Source organism: Corynebacterium freneyi (assembly GCF_030408835.1).
Lineage (GTDB): Bacteria > Actinomycetota > Actinomycetes > Mycobacteriales > Mycobacteriaceae > Corynebacterium > Corynebacterium freneyi.
The window spans coordinates 365,142-378,905 of sequence record NZ_CP047357.1 but is presented as its reverse complement, the minus strand read 5'-3'; the positions used below and the strand labels follow the sequence as shown (position 1 = coordinate 378,905).

Sequence of the window (13,764 nt, the reverse complement as noted above, 5' to 3'; positions counted from 1 at the left end):
GCCGCCGCGGCTCAGCCTCCGTGCGTGCCGACGGTCGCCGCGGGACGATCCCCCGCCCCTCCGCGATCGCCCGCCAGGACATCGACCCCGTCGACAACCCGGCCCGCCAGCGTTCCGAGGCAACTCAGGTTCGCCAGGCCCGGGCCCTGCCGGAATGCGGCGAGCGTGGGCAGGAACAGCGGCGGGGACATGTCCTCGACCCGGCAGTTCCAATCGATGCGCCGCTCGAGGTCCCTTTCCCGGCGAGAGGGGAGCGCGGCGGCGGCGTCGGCGCCGAGGAGCCCGAGGAACCAGGTGGCGTCGCCGCCCCGGGCGTCGACGACGATGTCCGCGGCACCGGACAGCGTCGCGCCGCGGGCGTCGACGGGGATGACCCCGCCGTCGCGCTCCAGCACGGACACCGCCGCACCGCGGGCGAACCGGAGGCCCCCGAACAACGCCGCGACGCCTTGGTTCTCCTTGGAGAACACGCCGCGGTCGGTGCGCGCGATGACGGCGTGGCGGTCCGCCTCGGCGAGGCCGCCCCATTCGTCGGGATGCGTGTACACGCGGTTTTCGAGGTAGCTTTCGCCGCGGCTGAACACCGTGGGACCCGGGGCCACGATGGTGATTTCGGCGGCGTCCGCCCGGACGCTCTCGGCCACGGCGGCGGCGGCGGATTCGCCGGCCCCGAGGATGACTATTCTGCGGCCCCGGAGTTCCGCCGCGCCGCCGGACCAGAAACGGGCCAGGGACCACACGGCGGGATGTTGGGTGATGCGGCGGGTGGCGGGCCCGGGACCCGTGATCATGACCGACCGGGACCGGATGACGCGGGTGCGGGAACCGTCGGTGAGCGACGCGAGCCAGCCCGCCCCATCCGCCTCCAGCTCCGTAACCCGTTCGCGGATGACCGGCATTCCGCTGCGGGCGACGCCCCAGCGGAGGTACTCCGCCCACTCCCTGTGGGTGGGGGCGGGTCGCCCGCGATCAATCCAGCTGTCGTACGTCCCGCGGTGGCGCAGGTGGGCGCACCAGGAGAAGGAGAAGAGCGCTTCGTCGAGCTCGGCGTCGGCGGACGTGTAGGGGAACCCGAGATCCTTTTCGGGGGCGGTCCCCAACCGCTGCAGACCGTCGGTCCATCCCCCGTCCGGCATCCAGTATCCGCCGACTCCGAGGGGATCGGCGGCGACCACCGTCGGCGCCGGCCGGCCGAGCGACGTCAGTGCCGCGCACCGTGCCCCGATGGCGGCTGCCTTGGGGCCCGCACCGACGATGAGCAAATCGTACATTGAGTAACCTTCCGCAATAGTGAAACCAACCCAGACTCGCTTACGATAGCCTGCCCTTACCTGATTCCTCTACCGGATCCAACGCATCCCGATCCACCCGCGCACCACCGCCGCCGCCCCGCACGCGCGCTACCCCGGCTGCACGAACCGGCAAGCACCGTTGCGCACGACCGCCGCGCCCGATAACGCCGAAGCGCCCCTCCCGGACGAACCGGGAGGGGCGCGAAAAAGCGGGTGGTCGACCGGAGCCGAACCACCCGCCGTCGCCCAGGGTCACGCGGGGTGACCCGGAACCAAGGCCGTTACGCCTCGGTGACGGAACCGCCGGCGGCCTCGATCTTGGACTTCGCGGAGCCCGAGAACTTGTCGGCGGTGACGTTGACCTTGACGTCGATGTCACCGTTGCCCAGGATCTTCACCGGCTGCTTGGCGCGCACGGCGCCCTTGGCGACCAGGTCGGCGACGGTGACGTCGCCGCCCTCCGGGAAGAGGCGGGCCAGATCCGAGACGTTGACGACCTGGAAGGTCACCTTCGCCGGGTTCTTGAAGCCCTTCAGCTTCGGCAGGCGCATGTGCAGCGGCATCTGGCCGCCCTCGAACGCCGCCGGGACCTGCTTGCGGGCCTTGGTGCCCTTGGTGCCGCGACCGGCGGTCTTGCCCTTGGACGCCTCACCGCGGCCGACGCGGTTCTTGTCCTTCTTGGCGCCCGGGGCCGGAGCCAGGTCGTGGAGCTTGATGGGATCAGTCATGATTTACCTACTCCCCCGCCACTTCTTCGACCTCGACCATGTGACGCACGGCGTTGATCAGGCCGCGGACCTCCGGGGTATCCGGACGGACGACGGACTGGTGCCGGCGCTTCAGGCCGAGGGTGCGCAGCGAGTCCTTCTGGTTCTGCTTGGTTCCCGCGGTGCCGCGGAGCTGGGTGATCTTCAGAGCCATGTCAATCACGCTCCCTGTCCCGCGCGGGCGCGCAGCATACCGGCCGGGGCGACCTCTTCGAGGGTCTTGCCGCGACGAGCGGCGACCTCTTCGGGGCGCACCAGCTGCTTGAGGGCGTCCACGGTGGCGTGGACGACGTTGATGGCGTTGTCGGAGCCCAGGGACTTCGACAGCACGTCCTGGATGCCGGCGCACTCGAGCACCGGGCGGACCGCGCCACCGGCGATGACGCCGGTACCCGGGGCGGCCGGACGGAGCATGACGACGCCGGCGGCGGCCTCGCCCTGCACCGGGTGGGTGATGGTGCCGGCGATCATCGGCACGCGGAAGAAGTTCTTGCGAGCCTCCTCGGCGCCCTTCTGGATCGCGGCCGGCACCTCCTTGGCCTTGCCGTAACCGACGCCGACGTTGCCCTCGCCGTCGCCCACGATCACGAGGGCGGTGAAGCTGAAGCGACGACCGCCCTTCACGACCTTGGACACGCGGTTGATGGTGACGACGCGCTCCATGTACTGGTTGCGCTCGTCCTGCTGGCGACGGTTGTCGCGGCCACCGCGACCGCCGTCGCGGCGGTTGTTGTTGTTCTGGTTGTCGGCGGAGCCACGTCCGCCGTCACGCCGTTCACGTCCCGGCATCACGCGTTCCTTCCGTAGAACTTGTTGGTCTGCATCATTAGAACTTCAGGCCACCTTCGCGGGCGGCGTCGGCCAGCGCGGCCACGCGGCCGTGGTACTGGTAACCGCCGCGGTCGAAGACGACCGAGTCGATGCCGGCGTCCTTGGCGCGGGCGGCGAGGACCTCGCCGACCTTGGCGCTGCGGGCCTTCTTGTCGCCTTCGATCGCCCGGATGTCCGCGTCCAGGGTCGACGCGGAGGCCAGGGTGCGGCCGACGGTGTCGTCGATGATCTGGGCGGTCATGTGGCGCGAGGAGCGGTGGACCACGAGACGCGGGGTCTCGGCGGTGCCGCGGATGTTCTTGCGCAGGCGCGCGTGGCGGCGGGCGCGGGCGACGCGGCGACGCGTCGAGATGTCCTTGCCGACCGGGAGGCGCTTTTCGTTCTTGTTGCTCATTACTTACCCGTCTTTCCGACCTTGCGACGGATCTGCTCGCCCTCGTAGCGGATGCCCTTGCCCTTGTAGGGGTCGTCCTTCCGCAGACGACGGATGTTGGCGGCGATCTGTCCGATCTGCTGCTTGTCGATGCCCGTGATGGACAGCTTGGTGTTGCCGTCCACGTCGAAGGTCACGCCTTCGGGGGCCTCGATGAGGACCGGGTGGGAGAAGCCCAGGGCGAACTCGAGGTCCTTGCCCTTCTTCTGGACGCGGTAGCCCACGCCGAAGATCTCCATCTTGATGGTGTAGCCTTGCGTGACGCCGATGACCATGTTGTCGATCAGCGAGCGGGACAGGCCGTGGAGAGAGCGGTTCTTGCGGTGGTCGTCCGGACGGGCGACGACGATCTGGCCATCTTCCTGGGACGCCGTGATGGGCTCCGGGATGGTGGTGGTCAGCTCGCCCTTCGGGCCCTTGACGGTGACGTTCTGGCCGTCGATGGTGGCGGTGACGCCGCTCGGGACGACGACGGGGCTGTTGCCGATACGCGACATTGTTCGATATCCCCCTTACCAGACGTAGGCGAGGACTTCCCCGCCCACCTTCTTCTCGGTGGCCTGACGGTCGGTCAGCAGGCCCTGGGACGTGGAGATGATGGCCACGCCCAGGCCGCCGAGGACCTTCGGCAGGTTGGTGGACTTCGCGTACACGCGCAGACCCGGCTTCGACACGCGGCGGACGCCGGCGATCGAACGCTCACGGGACGGGCCGTACTTGAGGTTCAGGGTCAGGGTCTTGCCGACCTTGGCGTCCTCGACGCTGTAGTCCTCGATGTAGCCCTCCTGCTTGAGGATTCCGGCGATGTTCGCCTTGAGCTTGGACGACGGCATCGTGACGGTGTCGTGGTACGCGTTGTTGGCGTTGCGCACGCGCGACAGCATGTCGGCGATGGGATCAGTCATGGTCATGTTGAGTGACCGCGTTCCTTTCTCGCTGCGGTTCCTTCCCACCCCATCACGTGATCCACGCGATTTTCGGGGCAACTGGCGCCAGCCGGGTTCAGTAGCCCGGTTGGCTCGCCACCCGATACGCGCGGGACGCTGTAATTCGGGGCGGGGGGCCTTCAGCAAAGTATTTGCTTGGCAATCCTGCTCCGGCCGCACCGCCGTGCCGAGGGCATGGCGGGGTGCGCGTCCATGGAGCGGACCGTTCGAACCTACCAGTACGCGGGCCCGCGGCCCAAATCGCCTCCGGGGAACGCGAAGGCCCCGCCCGAACCGACCTGGTGGTCGGCGCCGGGCGGGGCGCTCGCGAAGAAGTCCGAGTCTAGCGGAGGTGCGGGGCGATGATGTCGGCCATCGCGTACTGGCCGTCGATGGTCGGGTGGTTGGTCATCGGGCCCATGTTCGGGTCCATGAAGCCGGCGACCCAGCGATCACGGTCGACCGGGTTGCAGGTGCCGTGACCGATCGACTGCTGGTAGACGTCGATGAAGTTGGCGCCGATGTTGCGAGCGGCGTTGGCGATGGAGTCGCGGAACGCCTCCTGGATCTGCGTGCCGCCCGGAGCCGGGATCGGGATGGTCTGCCCCGGCAGGTTGGCCAGGCACAGCTCGTCGTTGGTGGCGTACTCCGGGTAGGAGGCCAGGTGGATCGTGGCGCCCGGGGCAACCTCGCGGATGCGGTTGGCGACGTGGGTGAGCTCCTGCTGGTACAGGGTGTTGTTCAGCTCGCCGATGTTCTGCATCTTGCCGGCGACGTCGACCCACTGCAGGGCGTCCATGCCGCCGTACATGAAGACGACGTCCTCGGTGCCCGGCCCCAGGTCGCCATGCATGATGGCGGCCTCGACGTAACCGACCAGCTGGACGACGGGGGCGCCGCCCATCCCGTTGCAGGACCAGTCGCCGAGGGACTTGCCGGTGTTCTTGGCGGCGATCTTCGGCCAGTTCTCCTTGTCGGTGGCGCAGTTGGCCACGACCGGCATCTGACCCGGCTCGAGGCCGCGCGGGCCGGACTTGCCGGCGTTGGCGGTGAAGGAGTCGCCGAAGGTGACGACCTGCTTCGGGCCGGTGGGCGGCGCCGGGTTCAGGTTCGGGACGCCCGGAATGGCCGGGATCTCCGGGATGGCGGGCAGGGCGGGCTGGGCGGTGGCGCCGGCGGCGCCCAGGCCGAGGCCCAGAACCGTGACGGCGGCGATGGCCGCGGAGCGGACCTTGGTGGAGAGAGACTTCTTCATGAGTGGAAACCGTGCCGTTTCTTGAGAGCGGTGTCAAGTCGTGGGCCTGCGGTTCTTACCGCATGTTCATCCGATGCCCAGGGTCACGGATGTTACCTCTTCGGCCGACGTTCGTGACCTTTTTGTTACAAGTCGCAGGTTGACGGGATGAAAAAAGGCGACGAATCCGGCGCCGAGGGAGACATTGAACCGTCCGCGATCGCTTTTCGACGGCGGCCAACGTGTCGCACATCACATTATGCGGCTTCACCCGAAACGCGAAGCCCCCGCCTCCCTCATCGGGACGCGGGGGTCACGAAGCCACCGAGCCGGCGGCAGTGCAGCCGGATACTAGTCCTTCTGCTGGCCGGTCTTGAACGGGAAGCCGAGCTCGCGCAGCAGGGCGCGACCCTCGTCGTTGTTCGTGGCGGTGGTCACGACGGTGATGTCCATGCCGCGGGGGCGGTCCATCTTGTCGATGTCGATCTCGTAGAACATGGACTGCTCCGAGAGACCGAAGGTGTAGTTGCCGTGGCCGTCGAACTGCTTGTCGGACAGACCGCGGAAGTCGCGGATTCGCGGCAGGGCCACGGTCAGCAGACGGTCCAGGAACTCCCACATGCGGTCGCCGCGCAGCGTGACGCGGGCGCCGATGGGCATGCCCTCACGCAGCTTGAAGTTGGCGATCGACTTCTTGGCGCGGCGCAGCTCCGGCTTCTGGCCCGTGATGAGGGTCAGGTCGTTGAGCGCACCGTTGATCTGCTTGGAGTCGCGGGCGGCCTCGCCGACGCCCATGTTGACGACGACCTTGGTGATGCCCGGAATCTGCATGACGTTGTCGAAGGAGAATTCCTTCTGCAGGTTCTCGCGGATCTCGGCGCGGTAGCGCGCCTTGAGGCGGGGGGTGTAGTTCTCGCTCATGCTTAGATGTCCTTCCCGGTGCGACGGGAGATGCGAACCTTCTTGCCGTTCTCATCGAAGCGGTAGCCGACGCGAGTCGGGGTGCCGTCTTCGTCGACGAGCATGACGTTCGACACGTGGATCGGGGCCTCCTGGGTGACGATGCCACCGGACGAGGCGCCGCGCTCCGGGGCGGAGTTCGCGACGTGCTTCTTGATCTTGTTGACGCCCGAGACCAGGACCTTGTCGCGAGCCGGGTAGGCCTCGATGACCTCACCCTGCGCGCCCTTGTCCGGACCCGAGATGACCAGGACGGTATCGCCCTTGCGGATCTTCACTTAAATCACCTCCGGTGCGAGCGACACGATCTTCATGAACTTCTTGTCGCGAAGCTCACGCGCGACCGGGCCGAAGATGCGGGTGCCGCGGGGCTCGTTGTCGGCCTTGATCAGGACGGCGGCGTTCTCGTCGAACGAGATGTAGGAGCCGTCCGGACGACGGGTCTCCTTCTTGGCGCGAACGACGACGGCGCGAACGATGTCACCGGACTTGACGTTGCCGCCCGGGGCGGCCTCCTTCACGGTGGCCACGATGACATCGCCGATGCCGGCGAAGCGTCGGGTGGAGCCGCCGAGCACGCGGATGCACAGGATCTCCCTGGCACCGGTGTTGTCGGCGACCCGCAGACGCGATTCCTGCTGAATCACTACGGTTCTCCTTGACCTGGATTGCTGTGTGCGCCGGATTTCCGTCCCGGGCGCACGCGGTCTGATTCGGCTGCGAGCCGGCGGGGTCACTGCCGCGGCACGGGCCCGGATGAACCGGAAACCGTCGCCGCGTGGACGCACTCCACCACTCGCAACCCGTGAATTATGGCATACCCACCGGTGAGCCCCCAAATCGCCCTCGGCTCCCCCGGCACCCGGACCACGTGCCGAGGGCCACGATCGACTGGCGTCCGGCGCGCCCCTGCCGCAGGGCCGCGAACGAAGTCAGGCCCGTTCGGCGATCGCGACGAGAAAATTCGCCCGCTCGTCGAAGGCATGCAGATTCCACGTGGAGAACCTGTGGGTGACGTGCAGTCCCGCCTCGAAGGCGTCGGCCTCGAATTCGTCGAACGTCCAGCCGCGTCCAGCACCGAAGCCCATGACCGCGCGACCGCCGCCTGCGAGCGCGTCGCGGAAACCCTCCAGCACCGCACCCCGGTCGGCGGGGTCGATGAAGGTCAGCACGTTGCCGGCGGCGGCGATGACGTCGAAGTCCCCCGTCGGGTGCTCCCCCGCCTCGTCCGCGGCCGGGTCGGCGTCAAAGTCGGCGAGCACCTCGCCCAGCCGGGCCAAGTCCCCGACCTTCCACGTGCCTCCGGGCTGGATGTCGCGGGCGACGGAAATCAGATACGGGTCGATGTCCACGCCCAACACCCTGTGACCACGCGTCGCCAGGTAACCGCCCAGCCGCCCCTGCCCGCACCCGGCGTCGAGGATCCGGGCGGCGCGCGGCGCCATCGCATCGACCAACCGGGCCTCCCCCTCGATGTCGCGGCCCTGCGCCACGAAACTCTCCCACCTCTGCGCATAACGCCGCGAATGGTCGGGGTCGGCGGCGACGATCTCGGACCAGGTGCGGTGCATGTTCATGACATCAAGTATTGCGCACTTCACCCCGGATCGGCGACAACCCCGTTCACCCGGCGGGCCACTCCGGCGATCCGGAAACGACGACGCCCCCGCCTCCCCGGCGAACCGGGATGACGGGGGCGTCGTAAAGCGAAAGAGACTTCGCGAAAAGCCGCTTAGCGGGCCTTCTCGATGATCTCGATCAGGCGGAAGTGCTTGTCCTTCGACAGCGGACGGCACTCCTCGATGCGAACGCGGTCGCCGACGCCGGCTTCCTCGTTCTCATCGTGGGCCTTCACCTTGGAGTTGGTGCGCATGATCTTGCCGTACAGGGCGTGCTGCTTGCGGTCCTCGAGCTCGACGACGATGGTCTTCTGCATCTTGTCGGACACGACGTAACCGGAGCGGACCTTGCGGGCGCCGGACTCGGTCTGGTTCATGTTCTCCTCGCTCATGCCGCATCACCATCGGTGGGGGCGGCGGAAAGGCCGAGCTCGCGCTCGCGCATCACGGTGTAGATGCGGGCGATGTCCTTGCGGACGGCGCTCAGTCGACGGTTGTTGGTCAGCTGACCGGTCGCCATCTGGAATCGGAGGTTGAACAGCTCCTCCTTGGACTCCTTGAGCTTGGCGACCAGGCCATCGTTATCCAGCGAGCGGAGCTCGTGGGCGGGAATGCCGTTAGACATCAGTACTGATCCTCCTTCCGGACGACTCGGGTCTTGCAGGGAAGCTTCGCGCCGGCGCGCTTGAGCGCCTCGACCGCGGTCTTCTCGTCCGGGTAGGACATCTCGAACATGATGCGGCCCGGCTTGACGTTGGCGACCCACTTCTCCACGGGGCCCTTACCGGAACCCATGCGCACGCCGAGCGGCTTCTGGGTCAGCGGACGGTCCGGGAAAATCTGGATCCACACCTTGCCACCACGCTTGACGTGGCGGTTGATGGCGATACGGGCGGCCTCGATCTGGCGGTTCGTGATGTACGCCGGCTCCAGGGCCTGCAGGCCGTAGTCGCCGAACGTCACCTGGGTGCCGCCCTTGGCGACGCCGGAACGGGTCGGACGGTGCTGGCGGCGGTACTTGACGCGCTTCGGGATGAGCATTTAGCCCTCCTTCTTCTCGGAGGCCCGCTGGCGGCGCTGGCCACCACGACGCGGGCGCTCACGGCGGTCGCGACGCTGACCGTCACGACCGGCGTTCATCTCGGACTCGCGACGGCCACCGATGACGTCACCCTTGTAGATCCACACCTTGACGCCGATGCGTCCGAAGGTGGTGTGGGCCTCGTGGGTGCCGTAGTCGATCTCCGCGCGCAGGGTGTGCAGCGGAACGCGACCCTCGTGGTAGCGCTCGGTGCGGCCCATCTCGGCACCGCCCAGACGACCGGAGCACACGACCTTGATGCCCTTGACCTGCGGCTGGCGCATGGAGGACTGGATGGCCTTGCGCATCGCGCGGCGGAACGCCACGCGGTTGGTCAGCTGCTCGGCGATGGACTGGGCGACCAGCTTGGCATCCGCATCGATGTTCTTGACCTCGAGGATGTTCAGCTGGACCTGCTTGCCGGTGAGCTTCTCCAGCTCACCGCGGATGCGGTCGGCCTCCGAGCCGCGACGACCGATGACGATGCCCGGTCGGGCGGTGTGGATGTCGACGCGAACGCGGTCACGGGTGCGCTCGATGACGACGTCGGAGATGCCGGCGCGCTCCAGGCCGGTGGACAGCAGATCACGGATCTTGATGTCCTCGGCGAGGTAGTCGGCGTACTGCTTGTCGGCGTACCAGCGGGACTTCCAGTCGCTGGAGATTCCCAGCCGGAGGCCGTGGGGGTGGATCTTCTGTCCCACTACTGAGCACTTCCCTTCTGGCTCTCGACGACCACGGTGATGTGGCTCGTGCGCTTGCGGACGTGGAAAGCACGGCCCTGCGCACGGGGGCGGAAGCGCTTCATGGTCGGTCCCTCATCGGCCCAGGCCTGGGCGATGACGAGGGTGCGGGGGTCCAGGCCGAAGTTGTTCTCGGCGTTGGCCGCCGCGGAGGCGACCAGCTTCGCGATCGGCTGCGACGCGGACTGCGGGGCGTACTCCAGGATGGAGAGGGCCTCGGAGACCGACTTGCCGCGAACCGTCTCCAGCACGCGACGGGCCTTCATCGGGGTGACGCGGACGAAGCGCGCGGTGGCGCGGGCGGAGGTGATGTCGTTGCTCATGGCTTATCGACGTCCCTTCTTGTCGTCCTTGACGTGACCCTTGAAGGTCTTGGTGGGGGCGAACTCGCCCAGCTTGTGGCCGACCATCGAGTCGTCCACGAACACCGGCACATGCTTGCGACCGTCGTGGACGGCGAAGGTGTGGCCGATGAAGTCGGGGAGAATCGTGGAGCGGCGAGACCAGGTCTTAATGACCTGCTTGGTGCCCTTCTCGTTCTGAGCGTCCACCTTCGCAAGGAGGTGCTCATCGACGAACGGGCCCTTCTTGAGGCTGCGTGGCATTCTCTGTTACCTCCTTAGCGCTTCTTGTTCTTGTTGCTGCGACGGCGACGGACGATCAGGTGATCGCTCGGGCGGTTGGGCTTGCGGGTGCGGCCTTCCTTCTGGCCCCACGGCGACACCGGGTGGCGGCCACCCGAGGTCTTGCCCTCGCCACCACCGTGCGGGTGGTCGACCGGGTTCATCACGACACCGCGCACGGTCGGGCGCCAGCCCTTCCAGCGCATGCGGCCGGCCTTGCCCCAGCGGATGTTGATCTGGTCTGCGTTGCCGACCTCACCCACGGTGGCGCGGCAGCGCGCGTCGACGCGGCGGATCTCCGAAGACGGCATGCGCAGGACGGCGTACTTGCCTTCCTTGCCCAGCAGCTGGATGGAGGCGCCGGCCGAGCGGGCCAGCTGGGCGCCGGCGCCCGGCTTGAGCTCGACGCAGTGGATGGTCGTACCCGTCGGGATGTTGCGCAGCGGCAGGTTGTTGCCGACCTTGATGTCGGCGTTGGCGCCGGACTCGACGACCGCACCCTGCTTCAGGTTCTTCGGCGCGATGATGTAGCGCTTCTCGCCGTCGACGTAGTGCAGCAACGCGATGTTGGCGGTGCGGTTCGGGTCGTACTCGATGTGAGCGACCTTGGCCGGCACGCCGTCCTTGTCGTTGCGGCGGAAATCGATGACGCGGTACTGACGCTTGTGGCCACCGCCCTTGTGACGGGTGGTGATGTGGCCGTGCACGTTGCGGCCACCGGTCTTCGACAGCGGGCGCAGCAGAGACTTCTCGGGAGTCGAGCGAGTGATCTCGCTGAACTCGGAGACGGAGCTCTGGCGGCGACCCGGCGTAGTCGGCTTGTACTTGCGAATAGCCATACTTTTGCTCTTCCTTAACTTCCTCGTCGACCAGCCTTAGGCGGCCGAACCGCCGAAGATGTCGATGGGATCGCTGCCGGCCGCGAGAGTCACGTAAGCGCGCTTGGTGGCCTTGCGCTGACCGTAACCGGTGCGGGAGCGCTTGCGCTTGCCCTCACGGTTGGCGGTGTTCACGCTGGCGACCTTCACGCCGAAGATCTCCTGGACCGCGATCTTGATCTGGGTCTTGTTGGCGTCGGGACGGACCAGGAACGTGTAGACGTTCTGCTCCATCAGTCCGTAGGACTTCTCCGACACGACCGGGGCGATGATGATGTCACGGGGATCCGCGATGGTGGCCATTACTTCTCCTCCTCCGCACCGGTGTTGCGGGCGATGAACTCGTTGAGCGCCTGGACGGCGAACACGACGTCATCGGCCTTCAGCACGTCGTAGGTGTTGAGCTGGTCCTGCGTCAGGGTGTGGACGTTCGGCAGGTTGTTGACGGACTTCCACGCGGTGACGTCCTCGCGCGGGAGGACGACCAGCACGGACTTGCGGTCGGTCAGACGCTCGATGAAGGTGCGCGCCGACTTGGTCGACGGGGTCTGGCCGGCGACGAGCTCCTCGACCACGTGGATGCGGTCGTGGCGGACTCGGTCGGTCAGGGCGCCGCGGAGGGCGGCCGCCTTCATCTTCTTGGGGGTGCGCTGCGAGTACTCGCGCGGCACCGGGCCGTGGACGACGCCGCCGCCGGTCCAGTGCGGAGCACGGATCGAGCCCTGGCGGGCGCGGCCGGTGCCCTTCTGGCGCCACGGCTTGCGGCCGCCGCCACGCACCTCGGCGCGGGTCTTGGTCTTGTGGGTGCCCTGGCGAGCCGCGGCGCGCTGGGCGACGACGACCTGGTGCATCAGGGCGGTCGACACCTCGGCGTCGAAGATCTCGGCCGGGAGTTCCACGGAGCCGTTCACGCCACCGTCGGCGGTGTGGACGTCAAGCTTGAGGTTCGTCATGCGTGAGCACCACCCTTCACAGCGGTCTTGACAACCAGGAGGCCGCCGCGGACGCCCGGAACCGCACCCTTGATGAGGAGCAGGTTGGCGTCGGCGTCGATCTTCTGGATCTTCAGGTTCTGGGTCGTGACCCGGTCGTTGCCCATGCGGCCGGCCATGCGCTTGCCCTTGAACACGCGCGCGGGCGTGGAGCAGGCGCCGATGCCGCCGACTCGGCGGTGCGAGGCCTGGTTGCCGTGGCCCGCGCCCTGGCCGGCGAAGCCGTGGCGCTTCATGGCGCCGGCGAAGCCCTTGCCCTTGGAGGTGCCGGTGACGTCGACGTACTCGATGTCGCCGAACACGTCCACGCCGACCTCCTGGCCGACCTCGTACGAGGAGGCGTCCGGGGTGCGGATCTCCACGGTGTGGCGACGCGGGGTCACGCCGGCCTTCTTGAAGTGGCCGACCTGCGGCTTGTTGGCCTTACGGGGGTCGATCTCGCCGTAGGCGATCTGGACGGCGTCGTAGCCGTCCACGTCCTTCGTGCGCACCTGGGTCACGACGCACGGCCCGGCCTCGACGACGGTCACCGGGACGACCCGGTTGTCCTCGTCGAAGACCTGGGTCATGCCGAGCTTGGTGCCCAGGATGCCCTTGATCTCGTTTTCACTCATTATCTAGTCTCCGCTGCCGTAGTCCAGGCTCACTGAATGTTGACGTCGACGGACGCCGGAAGGTCGATGCGCATGAGAGCGTCGACGGTCTTCGGGGTCGGGTCGAGAATGTCGATCAGGCGCTTATGGGTGCGCATCTCGAAGTGCTCGCGCGAGTCCTTGTACTTGTGCGGCGAGCGGATGACGCAGTACACGTTCTTTTCGGTGGGCAACGGCACGGGGCCGACCACTCGGGCGCCCGTACGGGTCACCGTCTCGACGATGCGGCGCGCAGACGCGTCGATCGCCTCGTGGTCGTAGGCCTTCAGCCTGATGCGGATCTTTTGTCCCGCCACGCTTGTCCTCTCCTCGGTCGGCGCGCCCTCGAGGGGCGTCGACCCTGTCATTGTCTTCTCTGCGCCGGTGTGCCCAGCTGGTCATGGCCAGCGCCAGAGTGTCGATTCCGGGTATCGCTTGTGTCGTCTTGTGGTCACCGTCGTCGGGCATGGCGCAGCACAGCGCCGATGCATTCCGAGAGGACGGTGATTTCCCGCGCGTTCGCGCACGGTCGTCGACCGATGTCCCAGTTGAAGGAGAGGCTCCCCCGTGAAAGCGTGGGTGCCTTTCGCCTACTGCCGCTGTGTATTTGCCATGCCAGCACCGGTCCCCGCGGTCGGGCGTGTCGCCCTCTTGACGACTGCGGGGCACGTCGCCTTCGCCGGTGTCCCGACGTCGGCTCTCGTGGCCATGCTCACTTCACCAGCGACGCCTCTCCGCAACTGCGCCGGTTCC

Annotated in this window: 23 protein-coding genes; all 23 read right to left on the bottom strand. The window is 67.5% G+C overall.

Going from position 1 to position 13,764, the window contains the following annotated elements; genetic code table 11:
- Positions 1-11 precede the first annotated feature (11 nt).
- Complete coding sequence (locus CFREN_RS01705) at positions 12-1,271, bottom strand: SidA/IucD/PvdA family monooxygenase (protein ID WP_070523211.1); 1,260 nt, start codon at positions 1,269-1,271, stop codon at positions 12-14.
- 302 nt (positions 1,272-1,573) lie between these two features.
- Entirely contained in the window at positions 1,574-2,020 is a 447-nt protein-coding gene (gene rplO / locus CFREN_RS01700; RefSeq protein ID WP_070523214.1) for a 50S ribosomal protein L15, read from the bottom strand.
- A gap of 7 nt (positions 2,021-2,027) precedes the next feature.
- A complete protein-coding gene (gene rpmD / locus CFREN_RS01695; RefSeq protein WP_035121291.1) occupies positions 2,028-2,213 on the bottom strand; it encodes a 50S ribosomal protein L30 in 186 nt (61 codons plus the stop codon).
- 5 nt (positions 2,214-2,218) lie between these two features.
- Complete coding sequence (rpsE, locus tag CFREN_RS01690) at positions 2,219-2,848, bottom strand: 30S ribosomal protein S5 (RefSeq protein ID WP_070523217.1); 630 nt, start codon at positions 2,846-2,848, stop codon at positions 2,219-2,221.
- A gap of 37 nt (positions 2,849-2,885) precedes the next feature.
- A complete protein-coding gene (gene rplR, locus CFREN_RS01685; RefSeq protein WP_035121295.1) occupies positions 2,886-3,284 on the bottom strand; it encodes a 50S ribosomal protein L18 in 399 nt (132 codons plus the stop codon).
- Entirely contained in the window at positions 3,284-3,820 is a 537-nt protein-coding gene (gene rplF / locus CFREN_RS01680) for a 50S ribosomal protein L6 (RefSeq protein ID WP_070523220.1), read from the bottom strand. The genes rplR and rplF overlap by 1 nt, the downstream gene beginning before the upstream one ends.
- 15 nt (positions 3,821-3,835) lie before the next feature.
- The gene (gene rpsH / locus CFREN_RS01675) at positions 3,836-4,234 is read right to left on the bottom strand and encodes a 30S ribosomal protein S8 (RefSeq protein WP_035121300.1); all 399 of its coding nucleotides are present in this window, start codon (positions 4,232-4,234) and stop codon (positions 3,836-3,838) included.
- 358 nt (positions 4,235-4,592) lie between these two features.
- Positions 4,593-5,504, bottom strand: coding sequence for a GDSL-type esterase/lipase family protein (locus CFREN_RS01670; protein ID WP_209654230.1), 912 nt, complete (start codon positions 5,502-5,504; stop codon positions 4,593-4,595).
- A gap of 330 nt (positions 5,505-5,834) precedes the next feature.
- Positions 5,835-6,404, bottom strand: a complete 570-nt coding sequence (gene rplE / locus CFREN_RS01665; protein ID WP_035121305.1) for a 50S ribosomal protein L5 — start codon at positions 6,402-6,404, stop codon at positions 5,835-5,837.
- 2 nt (positions 6,405-6,406) lie between these two features.
- A complete protein-coding gene (rplX, locus tag CFREN_RS01660) occupies positions 6,407-6,721 on the bottom strand; it encodes a 50S ribosomal protein L24 (protein WP_035121307.1) in 315 nt (104 codons plus the stop codon).
- Positions 6,722-7,090, bottom strand: a complete 369-nt coding sequence (rplN, locus tag CFREN_RS01655) for a 50S ribosomal protein L14 (RefSeq protein ID WP_035121309.1) — start codon at positions 7,088-7,090, stop codon at positions 6,722-6,724. It lies immediately after the preceding gene.
- A gap of 285 nt (positions 7,091-7,375) precedes the next feature.
- The gene (locus CFREN_RS01650) at positions 7,376-8,020 is read right to left on the bottom strand and encodes a class I SAM-dependent DNA methyltransferase (RefSeq protein WP_338127196.1); all 645 of its coding nucleotides are present in this window, start codon (positions 8,018-8,020) and stop codon (positions 7,376-7,378) included.
- Between the two features lie 155 nt (positions 8,021-8,175).
- A complete protein-coding gene (gene rpsQ / locus CFREN_RS01645) occupies positions 8,176-8,454 on the bottom strand; it encodes a 30S ribosomal protein S17 (protein ID WP_035121311.1) in 279 nt (92 codons plus the stop codon).
- Positions 8,451-8,687 carry a 50S ribosomal protein L29 gene (gene rpmC, locus CFREN_RS01640; RefSeq protein WP_035121313.1) on the bottom strand — a complete coding sequence of 79 codons (237 nt, stop codon included), beginning with the start codon at positions 8,685-8,687 and terminating at the stop codon, positions 8,451-8,453. Before rpmC ends, rpsQ begins: the two co-directional genes overlap by 4 nt.
- Positions 8,687-9,103 (bottom strand): 50S ribosomal protein L16, encoded by a 417-nt coding sequence (rplP, locus tag CFREN_RS01635; RefSeq protein WP_035121316.1) that lies wholly within the window; start codon positions 9,101-9,103, stop codon positions 8,687-8,689. Before rplP ends, rpmC begins: the two co-directional genes overlap by 1 nt.
- Positions 9,104-9,847 (bottom strand): 30S ribosomal protein S3, encoded by a 744-nt coding sequence (gene rpsC / locus CFREN_RS01630; protein WP_035121318.1) that lies wholly within the window; start codon positions 9,845-9,847, stop codon positions 9,104-9,106. It lies immediately after the preceding gene.
- Positions 9,847-10,209 (bottom strand): 50S ribosomal protein L22, encoded by a 363-nt coding sequence (rplV, locus tag CFREN_RS01625; RefSeq protein WP_035121321.1) that lies wholly within the window; start codon positions 10,207-10,209, stop codon positions 9,847-9,849. Before rplV ends, rpsC begins: the two co-directional genes overlap by 1 nt.
- A 3-nt stretch (positions 10,210-10,212) precedes the next feature.
- The gene (gene rpsS / locus CFREN_RS01620) at positions 10,213-10,491 is read right to left on the bottom strand and encodes a 30S ribosomal protein S19 (RefSeq protein WP_005509882.1); all 279 of its coding nucleotides are present in this window, start codon (positions 10,489-10,491) and stop codon (positions 10,213-10,215) included.
- A gap of 14 nt (positions 10,492-10,505) precedes the next feature.
- The gene (gene rplB / locus CFREN_RS01615; RefSeq protein ID WP_070523226.1) at positions 10,506-11,348 is read right to left on the bottom strand and encodes a 50S ribosomal protein L2; all 843 of its coding nucleotides are present in this window, start codon (positions 11,346-11,348) and stop codon (positions 10,506-10,508) included.
- A 36-nt stretch (positions 11,349-11,384) separates the two neighbouring features.
- Positions 11,385-11,690: a 50S ribosomal protein L23 gene (gene rplW, locus CFREN_RS01610; RefSeq protein ID WP_035121329.1), complete on the bottom strand. Its 306-nt coding sequence runs from the start codon at positions 11,688-11,690 to the stop codon at positions 11,385-11,387.
- Positions 11,690-12,340 carry a 50S ribosomal protein L4 gene (gene rplD / locus CFREN_RS01605; RefSeq protein ID WP_209654232.1) on the bottom strand — a complete coding sequence of 217 codons (651 nt, stop codon included), beginning with the start codon at positions 12,338-12,340 and terminating at the stop codon, positions 11,690-11,692. Before rplD ends, rplW begins: the two co-directional genes overlap by 1 nt.
- Positions 12,337-12,993, bottom strand: coding sequence for a 50S ribosomal protein L3 (gene rplC / locus CFREN_RS01600; protein WP_070523231.1), 657 nt, complete (start codon positions 12,991-12,993; stop codon positions 12,337-12,339). The genes rplD and rplC overlap by 4 nt, the downstream gene beginning before the upstream one ends.
- Positions 12,994-13,022: 29 nt before the next feature.
- Positions 13,023-13,328, bottom strand: coding sequence for a 30S ribosomal protein S10 (rpsJ, locus tag CFREN_RS01595; RefSeq protein WP_035121337.1), 306 nt, complete (start codon positions 13,326-13,328; stop codon positions 13,023-13,025).
- Positions 13,329-13,764 lie beyond the last annotated feature (436 nt).

Bases quoted from the DNA above. Each gene is read 5' to 3' on its own strand.
- rplV (WP_035121321.1), bottom strand. From the start codon at position 10,209: ATGAGCAACGACATCACCTCCGCCCGCGCCACCGCGCGCTTCGTCCGC.
- rpsH (WP_035121300.1), bottom strand. From the start codon at position 4,234: ATGACCATGACTGATCCCATCGCCGACATGCTGTCGCGCGTGCGCAAC.
- rpmD (WP_035121291.1), bottom strand. From the start codon at position 2,213: ATGGCTCTGAAGATCACCCAGCTCCGCGGCACCGCGGGAACCAAGCAG.
- rpsQ (WP_035121311.1), bottom strand. From the start codon at position 8,454: ATGAGCGAGGAGAACATGAACCAGACCGAGTCCGGCGCCCGCAAGGTC.
- rplO (WP_070523214.1), bottom strand. From the start codon at position 2,020: ATGACTGATCCCATCAAGCTCCACGACCTGGCTCCGGCCCCGGGCGCC.
- rplP (WP_035121316.1), bottom strand. From the start codon at position 9,103: ATGCTCATCCCGAAGCGCGTCAAGTACCGCCGCCAGCACCGTCCGACC.
- rplC (WP_070523231.1), bottom strand. From the start codon at position 12,993: ATGAGTGAAAACGAGATCAAGGGCATCCTGGGCACCAAGCTCGGCATG.
- rplE (WP_035121305.1), bottom strand. From the start codon at position 6,404: ATGAGCGAGAACTACACCCCCCGCCTCAAGGCGCGCTACCGCGCCGAG.
- rpsE (WP_070523217.1), bottom strand. From the start codon at position 2,848: ATGCCGGGACGTGAACGGCGTGACGGCGGACGTGGCTCCGCCGACAAC.
- CFREN_RS01650 (WP_338127196.1), bottom strand. From the start codon at position 8,020: ATGAACATGCACCGCACCTGGTCCGAGATCGTCGCCGCCGACCCCGAC.
- rpmC (WP_035121313.1), bottom strand. From the start codon at position 8,687: ATGTCTAACGGCATTCCCGCCCACGAGCTCCGCTCGCTGGATAACGAT.
- rplD (WP_209654232.1), bottom strand. From the start codon at position 12,340: ATGACGAACCTCAAGCTTGACGTCCACACCGCCGACGGTGGCGTGAAC.
- CFREN_RS01705 (WP_070523211.1), bottom strand. From the start codon at position 1,271: ATGTACGATTTGCTCATCGTCGGTGCGGGCCCCAAGGCAGCCGCCATC.
- rplW (WP_035121329.1), bottom strand. From the start codon at position 11,690: ATGGCCACCATCGCGGATCCCCGTGACATCATCATCGCCCCGGTCGTG.
- rpsS (WP_005509882.1), bottom strand. From the start codon at position 10,491: ATGCCACGCAGCCTCAAGAAGGGCCCGTTCGTCGATGAGCACCTCCTT.
- rplB (WP_070523226.1), bottom strand. From the start codon at position 11,348: ATGGCTATTCGCAAGTACAAGCCGACTACGCCGGGTCGCCGCCAGAGC.
- CFREN_RS01670 (WP_209654230.1), bottom strand. From the start codon at position 5,504: ATGAAGAAGTCTCTCTCCACCAAGGTCCGCTCCGCGGCCATCGCCGCC.
- rplF (WP_070523220.1), bottom strand. From the start codon at position 3,820: ATGTCGCGTATCGGCAACAGCCCCGTCGTCGTCCCGAGCGGCGTCACC.
- rplR (WP_035121295.1), bottom strand. From the start codon at position 3,284: ATGAGCAACAAGAACGAAAAGCGCCTCCCGGTCGGCAAGGACATCTCG.